We start from the raw sequence: 16,793 nt of genomic DNA on the forward strand, positions 1-16,793 counted from the left end.
CCAATGTCGACCGGAGCGCTTCCAGGATTTCGCGATTTCTATCCCGAGCAGTTCGCCCAGCGCGCCTGGCTCTTTGAGCGGTGGCGCGACGTGGCGCGGCGATTCGGGTTCGTCGAGTACGACGGCCCCCCGCTCGAGCCGCTCGAGCTGTACACCAAGAAGAGCGGCGACGAGATCGTCGGGCAGCTCTACAACTTCGAGGACAAGGGGGGGCGACAGATCTCCCTCCGTCCCGAGATGACCCCCACCGTGGCGCGCATGGTGGCGGCGCGGGCCAACGCGTTGCGCAAGCCGGTGCGGTGGTTCTCGGTCCCCCAGCTCTTTCGCTACGAGCGCCAGCAGAAGGGGCGGCTCCGCGAGCACTTCCAGCTCAACGTCGACATCTTCGGCGAGAGCGACGTGGCCGCCGATGCGGAACTGCTGGCGGTGGCGTGCGAGATCATGCGCTCCTGCGGGCTTGGTCCCGACGATGTCGTCGCGCGCGTTTCCGACCGTCGCCTGCTCACCGCCTTGGTGAAGGGAGTGGGGGTGCCTGACGCGGCGATCGGCGCCGTCTTTGGCGCCGTCGACAAGATCGAGCGTGAGCCCGCCGACGCACTGGTCAAGAAGATGACCGACGCCGGCGTCTCGGCCGATGCGGCGGGGCGCGTGCTGGCGCTGGTGAAGGCCTCGGACTTCGACGCGTTGCGCGTCGAGTTCGCCGCCGATCCCGAGGTGACGGCGGCGCTGGAGCGCTTCGATGCCTATCGCGCGCTGCTCGACGCGCATGGCGTGCGCGAGTACCTCAAGCTCGACCTCACCATCGTGCGCGGCCTGGCGTACTACACGGGGATCGTCTTCGAGCTGTTCGACGCCAAGGGCGAGTTTCGCGCCGTCTGTGGCGGCGGGCGCTACGACAACCTGCTGGCCGCGCTCGGTGGCGTCGACATGCCCGCGTTAGGCTTCGGGATGGGCGACGTGGTGCTGGGCGAGCTGCTCAAGGCGCGCGGCAAGATGCCATCGGGCTCCCCCGCGATCGACTACTGGGTTGCCCCCGTCGACGCCACACATCGCCTGGCGGTCGCCGGCCTCTCCGCGCAGCTGCGCGGGGTTGGGGCGAGCGTGGAGTATCCCCTGAAGGACCAGGCGTTAGGCAAGCAGTTCAAGGCCGCCAACAACGCCGGCGCGCGCGCGGTGGTCATCGTGGGTGATCGCTATCGCGACGCGCAGGAAGTGGAGTTCAAGGACCTCGGGAGCGGCGAGCAGACCGTGCGCCCGGTGTCCTGGCTGCTCGACCACGCGCGCACCCGCTTCACCGGCGCCAACGACCGACCGTGACGAGACGAGAGCACGCCACCGACTCTCACCTCGGGGGAGACCGTCTCTCCCGCCTCCCGTCTCCCGTCTCCCGTCTCCTCCATGTCTGACAAGAAACTGACCACCCGCGCCGCCGACTTCAGCGCGTGGTACAACGAGACCGTCCTGCGCGCCGAGTTGGCCGACTACTCGCCCGTGCGCGGCTGCATGGTGATTCGTCCCAACGGCTACGGCATCTGGGAACGCATGCAGCGCGCCCTGGACGACATGTTCAAGGCCACCGGGCACCGCAACGCGTACTTCCCCCTCTTCATCCCCGAGAGCTTCCTGCACAAGGAAGCCGAGCACGTCGAGGGCTTCGCCCCCGAGGCAGCCGTCGTCACCCACGGCGGGGGGAAGAAGCTCGAGGAGCCGCTCGTCGTCCGCCCCACGTCGGAGACGATCATCTACTCGATGTATGCCAAGTGGGTGCAGAGCTATCGCGACCTCCCGATCCTCATCAACCAGTGGGCCAACGTCGTACGCTGGGAAATGCGCACGCGCCTCTTCCTGCGCACGCTCGAGTTCCTCTGGCAGGAAGGGCACACGGCGCACGCGACGCACGACGAGGCGGAGACCGAGACGCGCCTCATCCTCGGCGTGTACCGCAAGTTCATGGAAGACTGGATGGCGATGCCGGTGGTGACAGGGCTCAAGACGCAGAGCGAGAAGTTCGCCGGCGCGTTGCGCACGTACTCGTGCGAAGCCATGATGCAGGACAACAAGGCGCTGCAGGCGGGCACCTCGCACAACCTCGGCCAGAACTTCGCCAAGGCGTTCGAGCTCAAGTTCCAGAGCGAGTCGGGGTCGACGGAGTACGCGTGGAACACCAGTTGGGGCGTGTCGACGCGCATGATCGGCGGGCTCGTGATGACGCACGGCGATGACAACGGGGTACGCACGCCCCCGCGCCTCGCCCCCATCGAGGTCGTGATCGTCCCGATCTGGAAGAGCGACGAGGAGCGCGCCCGCCTGCTCGAGGCGGCGTACCAGGTCAAGCAGGAGCTGTCGACGTGGAACGGGCGTGGCGATGACCGCATCCGAGTGCACGTGGACGCGCGCGAGGGGATGAAGCCCGGGGCGAAGTACTACGAGTGGGAGCTGCAGGGCGTCCCGCTGCGGCTGGAGATCGGCCCCCGCGACCTCGCGAGCGGCGCGTGCATGTCGGCCCGCCGCGACACGCGCGCCAAGGCGTCGCTCTCCTTCGTTGGGCTCCCCGAGACGATCGCGACGTTGCTCACCACCATCCAGGGTGACATGCTGCACGCGGCCCGGGAGCGGCGTGAGGCCAACAGCATTCGAGAGCCCATCAGCTACGATCGCTTCCGGGAGCTCATGGAAGGGGAGGGGGCGTTCGTCTACGCCGGGTGGAACGGTGATCCGGCGATCGAGGCGAAGGTCAAGGAGGAGACCAAGGCCACGATCCGCTGCATCCCGGAATCCGAGTTCCTCACGCAGGGGGCCGCGACGACGTGCATGGTGACGGGGGAACCGGCGAAGCACACCGTCATTTGGGCGCGGTCGTACTGATGGCGCCCTTCTCCCGTCTCGACGGCACGCTGCACTGCGAAGGAGTCTCCCTCGAGCCACTCGCCGAGTCGGTCGGGACCCCGGCGTACGTGTACAGCGCGTCGTCGATTCGCGGGCAGTTCGAGCGACTGGACCGCGCGCTCGCGCCGGTGCCACATCGGATCCACTACGCCTGCAAGGCCAACTCGTCGCTGGGGCTGCTCGGGCTGATGCGGAGCATCGGCGCGCGCATCGACGTCGTGTCCGGCGGCGAGCTGTTCCGGGCGCGCGCGGCGGGCTTTGCGCCTGACGACATCATCTTCGGTGGGGTCGGGAAGTCGCCGCACGAGCTGCGCGAGGCGGTGGCCGCCCGCGTGCACCTGATCTCGATCGAGTCGGAGGCGGAGCTGCGCCTGCTCAACCAGGTGGCCGGAGAAGGTGGGGCGGTGGCGCGCATCGGGATCCGCGTGAACCCCGAGATCACGGTCGAGACGTTCCACGAGTACATCAAGACGGGGCAGAAGGGGGACAAGTTCGGCGTCCCCTTCGACGACGCGCATGCCGTCGCGCGCATCGCGCACGCACTCCCCCACGTGCGCCTGGTCGCGATCGGGATGCACATCGGCTCGCAACTCACCGACCTCGCGGCGTACGCGCACGGCATCGAGCGCCTGGAGGCGCTCATCGCCGCGCTGCGTGCCGAGGGCGTGTCGACGCTGGAGCATGTCGACATCGGCGGCGGGTTGTTCGTGCCCTACGATGGCGAGGCCCCGGCCGACCTCGCGGGTTACACGTCGATCGTCGTGCCGGCTGTCCAGCGTTTGGGGCTGGGGCTCATCGTGGAACCCGGGCGCTTCCTGGTGGCTGAAGCCGGCGTGCTGCTCGCGCGCGTCCTGTATCGCAAGCGCAGTGGCGGGCGCGACATCCTCATCACCGACACGGGGATGAACGACCTGCTGCGTCCGTCCCACTACGACGCCTATCACCGCATCGAGGCGGTGCGACGCGTCGAGGCGCGGGGCCGGTTCGACGTCGTCGGCCCGATCTGCGAGAGCGGCGACTTTCTTGCCCTCGACCGCGAGCTCGAGTCGGTGGAGCCGGGGGCGCTCCTGTGCCTGTTCACCGCCGGCGCCTACGGCATCAGCATGGCGTCGAACTACAATGCGCGCCCGCGCCCGGTGGAGGTGCTCGTCGACGGCGATCGATGGGGCATCATCACCGCGCGCGAATCGTACGATGACCTGATCCGCCGCGAGACGCTCTCCCCAGCCTGGAGGAACTCCTGATGCTCGTCGGGCTGCTCTCCGACACCCACGATCGCCTGCCGGCGATCCGGGCGTTGTTGCAGTACATGCAGGAGCGTGGGGTCGGCATCGTGCTGCATGCCGGCGACTACTGCGCCCCGTTCTCGCTCAAGCCGTTCATCGAGCTGAACATGCCGATGGTCGGTGTGTTCGGGCGAAATGACGGCGACCGGGAGGGCATTCGCGCCTATGCCCAGCAAGGGATGGGGATCGAACTGTTCGAGTCGCCCCATTCATTCGAACTTGGGGGCCAGCGGATGCTCCTGGTGCACGACCTGGTCGACGCGTCGCCGCGTTCGCTCGAATCGCATGGCGTCGTGGTGCACGGGTTCACGCATCGCGAAGAGATGATGATTCGAGGCGAGACCCTGATCGTGAATCCCGGGGAAGGGTGTGGCTGGCTGCACGGCGAGCCCGGCGGCGCCATCCTCGACACCGACACGAAGGACGTGCACTTCTTCAAGCTCAAGGACGTCCACCGCCTCGAGGCCTCGACCGAGCCGTGATGCATCAACACATCGGAAGCCGCATTCTCATCCTCGACTGCGGGTCGCAGTTCACGCAGCTCATCGCGCGGCGCGTGCGTGAGGCACGCGTCTTCTCCGAGATCCATCCGCCGACGCGTTCGCTGGAGTGGATTCGCGAGTGGGGACCGACGGGGATCATCCTCTCCGGGGGGCCCTCGTCGGTGACCGACGAGGGAGCCCCGAGCTTCGATCCCGCCATCCTCGACATCGCCCCCGTCCTGGGGGTGTGCTACGGGATGCAGTGGATGGCGCTTGCATCTGGCGGCAAGGTCGCGGGGGGCGGCCGTCGCGAGTACGGGCGCGCCGAGATCACGGTGCTCGAAACCGCCGGACTCTTCGCGGGGTTCGACGCGGGCGAGCGGTCACAGGTGTGGATGAGCCACGGCGACCATGTCGACGAGGTGCCGCCGGGCTTCGTCCTCACGGCCTCGAGCGCCGACAACCCGGTCGTGGCGATGCGGCACGAATCCAAGCCGATCCACGCGATCCAGTTCCATGCCGAGGTGCATCATACGGTGCGCGGCCCCGACATCATCTCGAACTTCCTCTTCGAGGTCTGTCATTGCCAGCCGGGATGGACCCCCGGGCACTTCATCGAGGAGGAGGTCGCGAAGATTCGCGCACTCGTCGGCGACAAGCAGGTGATCTGCGGCCTCTCCGGCGGCGTGGACTCGTCGGTGGCGGCCGCACTCGTGCACCGGGCGATCGGCGACCAGCTCACCTGCATCTTCGTCGACACCGGGCTGCTGCGGCTGCACGAGCGCGAACAGGTGGAGCGCACCTTCAAGGCGCACCACGGGATCAAGCTCGTCACGGTCCGCGCCGAGGATCGCTTTCTCGACGCGCTCGCCGGTGAGGGGGAGCCCGAAAAGAAGCGCCGCATCATCGGCCACACCTTTATCGACGTCTTCGAGGACGCGTCCGCCGAAGCGGGGAAGGACGCCGAGTTCCTGGTGCAGGGGACGCTGTACCCCGACGTGATCGAGAGCGTGAGCGCCAAGGGGGGACCGAGCGCGACGATCAAGACGCACCACAACGTGGGCGGCCTCAAGCCGGACATGAAATTCAAGCTCATCGAACCGCTGCGCGAGCTGTTCAAGGACGAAGTGCGCAATGTGGGGCGCGAGCTGGGGCTGCCGGAGGAGATGGTCGGACGCCACCCGTTCCCGGGACCGGGGCTGGCAATCCGCATTTTGGGTGACGTGAGCGCCGAGAAGGTCACCGTGCTGCAGAAGGCCGACGCGATCTACCTCGAGGAGATTCGCGCCGCCGGGTTGTACAACGACATCTGGCAGGCGTTCGCCGTGCTCCTTCCCGTTCGGAGCGTCGGCGTGATGGGCGACTACCGCACGTATGAAAACGTCGTGGCGCTGCGCGCGGTGACCAGCACCGACGGGATGACCGCCGACTGGTACCCCTTCCCGTATGACGTGCTTGGGCGCATCTCGTCGCGTATCATCAACGAGGTGAAGGGGGTGAACCGCGTCGTGTACGACGTCAGTTCCAAGCCGCCGGCCACGATCGAGTGGGAATGAGCGCACCGGGGTCGTCTGAGCCGGTCCTCCACGCGGGACCGGAGTGGGCGACCTCGTGCCTCAATTGCGGCACGCGGCTTGGCGGGGTGTACTGTCCCTCCTGCGGCCAGCAGGCGTCGGACCCTAACCCGACGATGCGAGATCTTGGCGCGGAGTTCGTCGGCGAGCTCACCTCGTTCGATGGCAAGCTTTGGCGGACGTTGCGCACGCTCTTTCTGCACCCGGGCGAGCTGACCGTCGCCTTCTTCGCCGGGCGTCGCGTGTCGTACATCTCGCCGGTGAAGCTCTACCTCACCTGCTCGCTCCTCGGGTTCCTGTCGGGACCGCTGGTCGACACGGTGCGGGAGCGACTCGGGCTCGCCCCGGTCGTCACCACCGTGAAGGGGAAGCGTGGCGGCAATGGGAGCGGCGTGCACATCTCTGCCCCGGACAGCACCGCGCTCGACTCGTTGCTGAAAGACCCGACCGCGTCATTGGCGGAGAAGCTGGCGTTGCGCGCGGCGAGGAACGGAACCGATTCAGGCAAGGAAGCCCGCTTTGCCGATCAGTTCAAGGAGAATCTTCCGCGACTCCTCTTCGTCCTCCTTCCCGTCTTCGCCACGCTGCTGGCCGTACTCAATCGTGGCCGGGGGTATCGCTTTCCTCGACACCTCTACGTGGCCATTCACCTCCACGCCGCGTTCTTCCTCGCGCTCGCCCTTCAGATCGTGCTCGGTCAGCTCCCCGTGGTTGGGGGGTGGATGCCGATGGTGTGTCTGGCCTATCTGGCCTGGTACGCCACGGCGATGATGCAGCGCGTGTACGGCGGGTCCCGACGCCGCGCCATCGTCATCACGTCGGTCGCCCTGTCGACGTACCTCCTCATCGTCGCCGCCGCGTTGATCGGGCTCGTGGTCGTGGTGGCGCTCGTGCTGCCGTGAGCGCTCCCGGCGCGCTGCGCATCCCCACGCGCCGCGAGCTCCGGGATGTGGCGCGCCTCGCCCTCCCCATCGTGTTCGTACAGGTCGGCCTCAACTTCATGGGGACGATCGACGCCGCGATGGTCGGGCGCGTCTCGGCCGTTGACCTCGCCGCCGTGGCGCTCGGCAACTTCTGGTGGATCACGATCGCCCTGTTTGGCGCCGGGGTCGTGATGGCCATTGACCCGGTCGTCTCGCAAGCCGTGGGGGCAGGGGACGAGGAGGATGTAGCGTTAGGCGTGCAGCGCGGGGTCGTCCTGGGACTCGGCGTCGCCGCCTTTGCGTCGCTCTGCTTCCTGCCCACCGAGCCGCTGCTGCGTCTCCTGCGGCAACCGCCGGAGGTGATTCCCCTCGCCGCGCAGTGGGTCAGGATCCAGATCCCCTCCACGCTGCCGTACTTCATCTTCGTCGCGTTCCGACAGAGCTTGCAGGCGTTTCACGCCACGCGTCCGGTCGTCATCGCGGTGCTGGTCGGGAACCTGGTGAACGTGGCATTGAACTGGGTGTTCATCTACGGCAACCTTGGCGTCCAGCCGTTAGGCGCCGTCGGGTCGGCGATCTCGACGACGCTCGGTCGCTTCGTCATGACGGGAACGCTGATCGCCCTGGGCTGGCCGTCGATTCGCGGGGCGCTGCGCCCGTGGCGCGCGCAGACGCTGCGCTGGGCGCCGATCGGCCGCATGCTGCGTGTGGGGCTCCCCATCGGCGTGCACCAGTTCTTCGAGGTGCTCGCGTTCGGCGGCGCGCTGGCGCTCATCGGGTTGCTGGGGACGATCCCGCTGGCCGGCCACGAGATCACGATCAGCCTCGCGTCGCTGACCTACATGGTGCCGTTAGGCATCAACGCCGCTGCCTCGGTCCTGGTGGGACGCGCGATCGGGCGCGGCGACATGGACGGGGCGCGACGCGAGGCGAGCGCAGCCCTGGTTTGCGGCGTGGGCTTCATGGCGTGCACCGCGGTGACGTTACTGGCGATCCCGGTCCCGCTCGCGCACCTGTTTACGCGCGACGCCGCGGTCGTGGGCGTGGCCGCCGCGTTGATCCCGATCGCCGGTATCTTCCAGATGTTCGATGGGGTGCAGGGGGTCTCCAGCGGCATCCTGCGCGGGGCGGGGGACACGCGCGTCCCGATGTTGCTGAACGTGCTCGCCTACGCGGTGGTCGGACTTCCGCTGGGCGCGTGGCTCTGCTTCGCGGCCGGCTACGGCGCCGAGGGGATGTGGTGGGGGCTCGTGGCGGCGCTCGTGGTCGCCGCCGCGGCGTTGGGCTGGCGGGTCCACACACATCTCGGGCGCCAGCTCACGCGATTGGAGATCGACGCGCCCGCGTTGGACGGCGTCTCGAACCACTTCGACCGCGCCGTAGCGTCCTGACGCGCCGTAGCGTCCTGATGCACGACCGAAGAATCGTTTGTGCCGCACGCTCTCGACGCCGCGAGATTCCGGCGGTATCGTCTGGCCCATGTCCCCATCCTCTCGTCTGGTCCTGCGCGGGTCGAAGTTCGTGGCGTTGGGGGCGCTCACGGGCGCGTTCCTTGGGCTGATCACCTTCCTCCCGGGCGAGCTGGTGGCCACCGCTGATCAACCAGGCGGAGCGACCTTCTCGCTGCCGCTTGCGTGGGGCGTCTCGTGGGCGTGCGGCCGCGTGGGAGGGGTCGTGGGGCTGATCTTCTTTCTGATTCGGCGCACGCTCATGGGCGAAGTCGCCGATCCACGCGTCGTCTCTGATTCGGCGGAGCGTTCGGTCGACGTGCCGTCGGCAGCCCCGTTGCCGATTCCGTCGATCGCGCCGGCGGCGCTGCAGCCTGAGGCGTCCGGCCCCTGAGGCCAGCGGTCAGCGACTCGGGGAAACGCAGAGGGGCGACCAGTACACCGGTCGCCCCTTCATGTTATCACGGCGGCGGCCGCCGCCACTGGCGATGCGGCTCTCCCGCTAGACGCCCTTCTCCTCGAGCAGCGCCATGAACTCGGCGGGTGTCGTGATCGCCAAGAGCCGGTCGGGCACGTCGGCTTCCTTGCTGAACTGGGCGATTTTGCCGAGGACCGGGAGGTACTGGTTGGAGACCTCGAGCGGAGGCGCGACGATGAGAAAGAAGAACTTCACCGGCTTCTCGTCGATCGCCTTGAAGTCCAACCCGGACGACTTCCGCCCGAAGGCGACGCGCAGCTTGTTGACCACGAGCGAGCGGCAGTGCGGGATGGCGATGCTGCGCCCGATCCCGGTCGAGCCGAGGTTCTCGCGCCGCTTCAGCATCTTGAAGAGCATCGCTTCCGACTTGTCGTCCAGCCTGAGCAGCCCGATGAGCTCCTTGAGAATCTCGTCCTTCGTGTTCCCTTCGAGATCCAGCTTGATCGCATCTTCGGAGAAGAACTCGCGCAGCTCCATCGAACCCTCGAATCGTCCACGTGCCACGTAGCCGCCGCCTGGGGCGGCGCAATTCGCGCAGCTGATGAGTCAGCCCCGCGCCGGAAGACCGGGCAAGTTATCCCGTGCTGCAAGTCGTGTCAAAGCTTCACGTTGAATCGTTTCAGGGGCACCGCTAGCTTCCCGTGCATGGTGTTCCCGTATCCCGTCGCCCACGATGTTCCGCTGATCCTCGCCCCCATGGCCGGCGTATCGGAGTCGCCCTTTCGGCGACTCTGCCGACTGCACGGGGCCGACGTCGTGGTCACCGAATTCCTCTCGGCCGAAGGGATCCGGCGGGAGAACCGCGCGACGATCTCGAAGCTGCGGTTTGGCGCTGACGAGCGCACGATCGGCGTACAGATCTTCGGCGCCGATCCCGACGCGATGCGCGAGGCCGCCGCGCTGGTGACGGACGTCTTTCAGCCCGAGTACATCGACATCAATTTCGGATGCCCGGTCAAGAAGGTCGTCCGGCGCAACGGCGGATCGGGATGCCTTCGCGACCTCGATCTGGTCCAGTCCGTGATTCGGGCGGTCATCAGCGGGACAAAGCTCCCCGTGACCGTGAAGATTCGCTCGGGATGGAACGAGGAGATGCGCGACCCGGTGAAGATTGCGTTGGCGTGTCAGGCGGCAGGGGCGACCGTGATCGCGCTTCATCCGCGAACTCGCACACAGATGTACACGGGGCACGCGCACTGGGACGAGATCGCTCGCGTGAAGGAGGCGGTGGAGGTCCCCGTGATCGGCAACGGCGACATCAAGACTCCGTTCGACGCGCTGCGGATGCGTCAGGAGACCGGCTGCGATGGGGTGATGATCGCGCGCGGGTCGTTCGGGCAACCGTGGATCTTTCACCAGGCGCGAGCGCTGCTGGAAGGTCGCGAAATGCCCGCGACACCCGGCGTCGAGGAGCGATTCGCTATCGCGTTGTCACACGCGAAGATGGTGCAATCATATGAAGTGGATCCTCAGGGGGCGGCCATCGAGTTTCGCAAGCACCTCGGGTGGTATGTGAAGGGGCTCCCGAGCTCCGCGGATCTTCGCAAGCGACTGCACGCGGTGAATTCGTTCGACGAAGTCGAAGGGATCTTCGAGGAGTACCTGCGCGATCGTGATGCGCGGATTGCCGCTCGCGACGGGAGCGACGGGAGCGAGGGGAGCGAGGAGGGCGACATTCTCCCCGACGATCCGTCGCTGCAGGCGGCGGAAGCGTGACGTGAGCAGTCACCGCATTCTCGATCTCCTGGCCCTGGTCGCGGCGGGGGAGATGACTCCGTCGGCGGCCCTCGAGCGGCTGGCCCTCGCGCCGTACGAGACGCTCCCGTTCGCGACGATCGATCACCATCGAGCCCTTCGGCAGGGGTTTCCCGAGGTGGTGTTCGGCAGTGGCAAGACGACCGCGCAGATCGTGGCCATCGCGGAGCGACTGGCGGCGACGGGCGACGGCTTTCTGGTGACGCGTGCCGATGACGAAGCGCGAGCTGCCTTGGCTGCGCGTTTTCCGGAGGCGATCACCCATGCGTCGGCACGCACGGTGCGACTCCCTGGAGAGGTGCTGCCGCCCGCGGGCGTCGGCACGATTCTGATCGTTACGGCGGGGACGAGCGACCTTCCGGTTGCCGACGAGGCGGCGGAGACGGCGCTGGCGATGGGGAACACCGTCGCCCGATTGACGGACGTAGGGGTCGCGGGAATTCATCGTCTGCTGGCGCGCGGCGAGGAGCTTCGCGAGGCGCGCGTGGTGATCGTCGTCGCGGGAATGGACGGCGCGCTTCCTTCGGTGATTGGGGGATTGGTGAAGGGTCCGGTGATCGCGGTGCCGACCAGTGTGGGCTACGGAGTGGCCTTCAATGGCGTGGCCCCGCTGCTCACGGCGCTGAACTCGTGCGCCGCTGGGGTGACGGTGGTGAACATTGACAACGGTTTTGGGGCGGCGGTGGCGGCGTCCAGGATAACTCACGGGTAGGCAGAGTTTTCAACAAGGCGTACACGACGGCGCATCCCGTAGTTAGGGGTGCGCCATTTTCGTGCGCGTCATGTGGGAAAGGCACCGATGATCATAACTGGCAAATGGCAGAATTGACGGTGCCCATTTTCTCAACATAGCGTGACTTTGATGTTGCTTGGTGACATGTAATGACTCATGACCCCAAATCAGCTACTGCATCTGTACGCGATCCTCGCAATTCGGGCCATCGCAAGTGCCACAAGCACATAAGCTTGCATATCGTTCTCAAAAAGAAGATTTATCCACACAGTGAGCATTGGCTAAGCGAGTGAAGATTCGTGGCGGGTCCAAAGCGATGTAGGTGTGGCGTTAACGGAGTGTCTGCAAGAGAGAGTCTGCGGTGGCGCGAGCTGCGTGGTCGATGAGCCGACCAGGGACGTGACTCATTCGCCGGCGCTGTGCTGCAGGTGAGCGTCGGCGTCTAATCGCTGCCGGCGAATGAGGAGGTTCTCGTGACGAGCCGAATGGCGCAGGTGCCACCCGCCGAGTGATGGCGCGCGCCAGGCCACCGTGGGCTGCACACCGCGGCCCGCGTTCCGTGCGGCCCACGCCCCCTCGTCCCACGCCCCTCGTCCCACGCCCCACGGCCCACGTACCTCGTTACACGAACTGCGTGACACGCACCGCGCGCCAGGCGCCGCGCGACAGGCACCGTACACCCGACACCGTGCGCCCGACGCCGTGCGCGATCTATCGCGCTTCAGTCACCGCTCGCGGGAGCCCGGCGTTTATAGGTGGCCCACGTGACCGGCAACCCGAAGCCGGGCGGCGCAGGCGAGCGGCGCAGGCGAGCGGCGCAGGCGAGCGGCGCAGGCGGGCAACCCGGCGGGCGGCGCAGGCAGTCGGCGCAGGCAGTCGGCGCAGGCAGTCGGCGCAGGCGGGTGACAGGACCCAAACAGGGACGCGAGACGCGAGGTCGCCAGTCGAAGGAGGTGGCGCCGCCCAACATCCGACCTGCCTGCCGCGACCAAAGAAGGACGAGGGTCACTCCGTCACGGCGACCTCGCGGGAGCTGGTGAGAATGCCAGAGAGACGTGGTGGTGGAGACGCGGACAGGGGCCCTGAGGCCGCGAAGCGTCGAGCGCCTCTCGCTCGGGTCCATGCGGCAGGGCACAGCAACCAGTCGGTGCTGACGACGCTGGAAAGAAGTTGCTCGTGAGCTGTGCAATAAGTTCCACTGCACCAATGCATTGTGCGTCCAAGCTTACGTTGTACGCGAACTATCTCTGTTGACGCGACGCGGGCCACTCCATAGCTTCACCTCCGTAGCACACAACGGGGGCGACCTGGATTCGACGGGGTCGGTGACGCTGTGGCTGCGTGCCCAGCTGCTGAGCGCTGGTAAAACACTCGGCAAAATCATAACTGCCAACACTGAACTGGCCCTCGCCGCGTAACTCTTAGGAGTTGCTGCTGGCGTTGCTCCTGATGAAGCCTGCCCGAGGCGGCGTCTGGAGTATCGAAATATCGGGATAGCCCGGCGTCGCGCCTCTTGGCGCTGGGCGAACTCTTAAGGAGGCTTGTGCAGCAATGGGCCGCTCGCTGGCCAGTGGCTGCAGACCTTAATCGGCGAGCTACGCACGTAGATGCTGCGGTAGATCTTATCTCGGACCGGGGTTCGACTCCCCGCGCCTCCACTTCGGAAAACCCCAGCCGCTTGCGGTTGGGGTTTTCTGTTGCGACCATGCGAACCTGTCGTACGGGCGCCGCCTGCCCCGGCCCGAAGCCATCGAATGGGGCGGCATCTTCCTCTTTCTGAGCAACGCCGCATGACCTCCGGTCACAATACCGGTGCTGAGTCCGGGTCCGCCTCCGATGCCGGCGCCCACCTGGACTCCGGTGCGCACTCCGGGATGAACGCCGGGCGATTCCGAATCCCCAACCCGGCGCTCCACCGAACGTCGACGGTCCTGTTCGATAGCCTCGCGCACCTCCATGAGGTGCAGCGAACGGAAGCCGGAGGGGGCGCAGCGAGCCAGTATGCGACCTTCGGGACCCCGACCACCGCGGCGTTGGCGACGCTGGTCGCGGAGCGGGAGCAAGGGGTCGGTACGGTGTTCGCCCCGAGCGGACTGGGCGCGGTCTCGTTAGGGCTGCTCGCGGTGCTGCGAAGCGGTGACCATCTGCTCATGGTCGACAGCTGCTATGGGCCGACGCGCGGGCTCTGCGACGGGCTGCTGCGAGGCTTCGGGATCGAGACGGAGTTCTACGACCCGCTCATCGGCGGAGCGATCGCCAACCTCGTGCGACCGAACACCCGGGCGATCTTCATGGAGAGTCCGGGGAGCTTCACCTTCGAGGTCCAGGACGTTCCGGCGATCGTGGCGGCGGCCCGGGTAGCGGAGTCGGCGCGGGGAGCGCCGCTCTACACGCTCATCGACAATGCCTGGGGATCCCCCGGCCTCTTCACTCCGCTCGCGCACGGCGTCGATCTCTCGATCGTCCCACTCACCAAGTACTGGGGTGGGCACGCCGATCTGGTGCTTGGGGCCGTCATCGGAAACGAGCGCGCCTGGCCCATCGTGCGCGGCGCAGCCTACGACCTCGGGCTCTGTACCAATGCCGACGATGCGTGGCTCACGCTGCGCGGCGCCCGATCGGTGGATGTGCGGCTGCGACAGCACGCCGAGAGCGCGCTCGTGGTGGCGAAGTGGCTCGAGGCACACCGACGCGTTGGCGCCGTGCTGCATCCCGCGCTCCCCGGAGCACCGGGGCACGAACTCTGGTGTCGCGACTTCTCCGGGAGCAACGGACTGCTGTCGTTCGAGCTACTCACTCCAGCCGGCCTGCCCGGTACCCCCAAAGACGCCGGCGTGGTGGCCGAGGCGTTGTCGTCAGGCGGTGCCTTTGGCCTGGGATACTCGTGGGGCGGATTCGAGTCGCTGGTCATGCCAGGCATCCTTCCGACGGGCGGCTCGCATCAGCCGCGGCGCGTGCGCGCGTGGACCGGCGGGACGCTCATTCGACTCAGCATCGGGCTCGAGCCGGTCGAGACGCTGATCTCCGCACTCGATGGGGCGTTGGCGGGGTGACGCGTGCTGGTCGATGACCTCTCGCGGTGCACCGCGGTTCGACGGGTGAAGCGTCGCCTCTTCGCGCGGCTCCTCCCGCTCATGACCGCACTCGCGTGCGTCGACGGGGATCGACGGATCGCCGGGGATGGCAGCGTGCCGGAGTTCGTCGGCTCGGTGCGGTGCGGCGAGTGCCACTCGCAGCAGTACGTCGCGTGGCGAGGGTCGCAACACGCGGCCGCGATGCAGCACGCGACGGATTCGACGGTGCTCGGCGACTTCAACGACGCGACCTTCACCGAGGAGGGGACGACCTCGCGCTTCTTCAGGCGCGACGGGCGCTTCTTCGTGAACACGCTCGGGGGAGATGGCGTCGCGCACGACTACGAAGTGCGCTTCACCTTCGGGGTGGCGCCGCTCCAGCAGTACCTCGTGCCGTTTCCAGGTGGACGGCTGCAACCGCTTGCCCTGGCTTGGGATACGCGCCCCAGTTCATCTGGAGGACAACGGTGGTTCGCGCTCGACGCCGTCGCGCCGCTCGGCCCCGCTGACGATGGGCACTGGAGCGGTCGGGGGTTGAACTGGAACTACATGTGCGCCGATTGCCACGCCACCGCGGTGCGGAAGGGCTACGTGGCATCGACCGACTCGTTCGATACGCGCTACTCCGAGTTGGGCGTCGGATGCGAAGCGTGTCATGGTCCGGGGGCGGCGCACGCCCGCTGGGGGAGCCGCCCGTCGTGGCTGCGGGCGACGATCTGGCGCGACACCGGGCTGGTGGCCCGCCTGGACGAGCGCCGCGGCGTGCGGTGGGCGATCGACTCCGCCAGCGGCAATGCATGGCGCAGCGCCCCAAGGACGAGTGCGCGCGAGATCGAGGGGTGTGCCCCGTGTCATGCTCGACGCGTGCACATCGCCGATGGCTACGCGGCGGGGATGCCGCTGATGGACGCGTACGATCCGATCGTCCTCCTCCCCACGCTCCATCACGCCGACGGGCAGCAGCTCGACGAGGTGTACGATCATGCGTCGTTCCTCCAGAGCCGGATGTTCGCCTTCGGCGTGACCTGTGCCGACTGCCATGACCCCCACAGCCAGAAGCTGCGGTTGCCGGGGCGCCAGGTCTGTCTGCAGTGCCACCGGGCCGCTGCGTACGACACCGCGGCGCACCACGGACATCAATCCACGAGTGCCGGGAGCGACTGCGCGGCGTGCCACATGCCGGCGGCGACGTATCTGGAGATCGACCCACGGCACGACCACAGCATCCGGATCCCTCGTCCGGATCGCACCGTGGCGCTCGGGGTGCCGAACGCCTGCGCCTCGTGTCACGCCGCGAAAGGGGCGGCGTGGGCGGCCGATGCGGTACAAGCATGGCGCAGGCGCGGGACGGGGGGCTTCCAGTCATTCGCCGAGTCGTTCGATGCCGACGACCGTGCGGCGGCGGACGCCCTGTCGCGGCTTCTGGCGATCGCCCGCGACGCCTCGCAGCCAGCGGTGGTGCGCGCTTCGGCGCTCGGACGGCTGTCACGCTACCGCGATCCGGCCATCGCCGAGGTGGTGCGAGACGCGGTGCGTGACAGCGTGGCACTCGTCAGGCGCTGGGCGCTGGAGGCGCTCGAAGGGGGAGCGGTCGGCGATCGACTGTCGATCGTGCCGCCGTTGCTCTCTGATCCGAGGCGCGCGGTGCGGCAGAAGGCGGCGTGGCTCCTGGCGCCGACTGTCGACTCGTTGAGGACGCCCGAGCTTCGCGCGGCGTTTGCCAGGGCGCGCGACGAGTTCATCGCGTCCCAGCGCTACAACGCCGACCGCGCCGACCATCGCGTGGCGCTCGGCGTCTTTCTGCTGGCCCTCGGCGACACGGCGCAGGCACTCGGTGAGTTCCGGACGGCCGCGACGCAGTGGCCTCGCCACCTCGATGCGGTCGTGAACCTCGCCGGCGTCTTGAGCCTGCAGGGCAAGGACGGGGAGGGGGAGCGTGTGTTGCGCGAGGCGCTGCGGCTCCTGCCTGACGAGGCGGAGTTGCATCATGCGCTGGGGCTCGCGCTCGCGCGGCAGTCGCGTCTGCCGGAGGCTATCGCCGAGGTTCAGGAGGCGCTCCGGTTGGCGCCGGGGCATGCGGGGTACGAACGCACGCTGGGGGCGCTGCGCGCGTTGCGCGTGGCGCCCCCAGGTGCTGCTCGGTAGTTCCTCCGT

At 67.6% G+C, this 16,793-nt stretch carries 13 protein-coding genes and 1 other RNA gene; 13 read left to right on the forward strand and 1 reads right to left on the reverse strand.

Annotated elements, in window-relative coordinates; genetic code table 11:
- Nucleotides 1–3: 3 nt before the first annotated feature.
- The 8 genes from IPN47_02655 (at nt 4) to IPN47_02690 (ending at nt 8,993) form a co-directional block, all read left to right on the forward strand.
- Nucleotides 4–1,317 carry a histidine--tRNA ligase gene (locus tag IPN47_02655; protein MBK9406947.1) on the forward strand — a complete coding sequence of 438 codons (1,314 nt, stop codon included), beginning with the start codon at nt 4–6 and terminating at the stop codon, nt 1,315–1,317.
- Nucleotides 1,318–1,398: 81 nt separating this feature from the next.
- Entirely contained in the window at nt 1,399–2,865 is a 1,467-nt protein-coding gene (locus tag IPN47_02660) for a proline--tRNA ligase (GenBank protein MBK9406948.1), read from the forward strand.
- Nucleotides 2,865–4,130 carry a diaminopimelate decarboxylase gene (gene lysA / locus IPN47_02665; protein MBK9406949.1) on the forward strand — a complete coding sequence of 422 codons (1,266 nt, stop codon included), beginning with the start codon at nt 2,865–2,867 and terminating at the stop codon, nt 4,128–4,130. The genes IPN47_02660 and lysA overlap by 1 nt, the downstream gene beginning before the upstream one ends.
- Complete coding sequence (locus tag IPN47_02670) at nt 4,130–4,654, forward strand: YfcE family phosphodiesterase (GenBank protein ID MBK9406950.1); 525 nt, start codon at nt 4,130–4,132, stop codon at nt 4,652–4,654. Before lysA ends, IPN47_02670 begins: the two co-directional genes overlap by 1 nt.
- Nucleotides 4,654–6,210: a glutamine-hydrolyzing GMP synthase gene (gene guaA / locus IPN47_02675; protein MBK9406951.1), complete on the forward strand. Its 1,557-nt coding sequence runs from the start codon at nt 4,654–4,656 to the stop codon at nt 6,208–6,210. Before IPN47_02670 ends, guaA begins: the two co-directional genes overlap by 1 nt.
- On the forward strand, nt 6,207–7,130 hold the full coding sequence (locus IPN47_02680; protein ID MBK9406952.1) for a DUF3667 domain-containing protein: 924 nt from the start codon (nt 6,207–6,209) through the stop codon (nt 7,128–7,130). The genes guaA and IPN47_02680 overlap by 4 nt, the downstream gene beginning before the upstream one ends.
- Nucleotides 7,127–8,542: an MATE family efflux transporter gene (locus IPN47_02685; protein ID MBK9406953.1), complete on the forward strand. Its 1,416-nt coding sequence runs from the start codon at nt 7,127–7,129 to the stop codon at nt 8,540–8,542. The genes IPN47_02680 and IPN47_02685 overlap by 4 nt, the downstream gene beginning before the upstream one ends.
- Nucleotides 8,543–8,630: 88 nt before the next feature.
- Nucleotides 8,631–8,993, forward strand: a complete 363-nt coding sequence (locus tag IPN47_02690) for a hypothetical protein (protein ID MBK9406954.1) — start codon at nt 8,631–8,633, stop codon at nt 8,991–8,993.
- A gap of 108 nt (nt 8,994–9,101) precedes the next feature.
- Here IPN47_02690 and IPN47_02695 read toward each other — a convergent pair whose 3' ends face one another.
- Nucleotides 9,102–9,554: a PTS sugar transporter subunit IIA gene (locus IPN47_02695; GenBank protein MBK9406955.1), complete on the reverse strand. Its 453-nt coding sequence runs from the start codon at nt 9,552–9,554 to the stop codon at nt 9,102–9,104.
- Between the two features lie 168 nt (nt 9,555–9,722).
- Here IPN47_02695 and dusB point away from each other — a divergent pair, with 168 nt between their 5' ends.
- From dusB to IPN47_02720, 5 genes are all read left to right on the forward strand, one after another.
- Entirely contained in the window at nt 9,723–10,793 is a 1,071-nt protein-coding gene (dusB, locus tag IPN47_02700; protein ID MBK9406956.1) for a tRNA dihydrouridine synthase DusB, read from the forward strand.
- Nucleotides 10,794–10,845: 52 nt separating this feature from the next.
- Nucleotides 10,846–11,544 (forward strand): nickel pincer cofactor biosynthesis protein LarB, encoded by a 699-nt coding sequence (gene larB / locus IPN47_02705; protein ID MBK9406957.1) that lies wholly within the window; start codon nt 10,846–10,848, stop codon nt 11,542–11,544.
- Between the two features lie 1,319 nt (nt 11,545–12,863).
- Nucleotides 12,864–13,226, forward strand: a transfer-messenger RNA (tmRNA) gene (gene ssrA / locus IPN47_02710).
- 213 nt (nt 13,227–13,439) lie between these two features.
- Nucleotides 13,440–14,618, forward strand: coding sequence for a cystathionine beta-lyase (gene metC, locus IPN47_02715; protein ID MBK9406958.1), 1,179 nt, complete (start codon nt 13,440–13,442; stop codon nt 14,616–14,618).
- Nucleotides 14,619–14,663: 45 nt separating this feature from the next.
- On the forward strand, nt 14,664–16,784 hold the full coding sequence (locus tag IPN47_02720; protein MBK9406959.1) for a tetratricopeptide repeat protein: 2,121 nt from the start codon (nt 14,664–14,666) through the stop codon (nt 16,782–16,784).
- Nucleotides 16,785–16,793: the final 9 nt, after the last annotated feature.

This window comes from Gemmatimonadota bacterium (assembly GCA_016719105.1).
Taxonomy (GTDB): Bacteria; Gemmatimonadota; Gemmatimonadetes; order Gemmatimonadales; family Gemmatimonadaceae; genus SCN-70-22.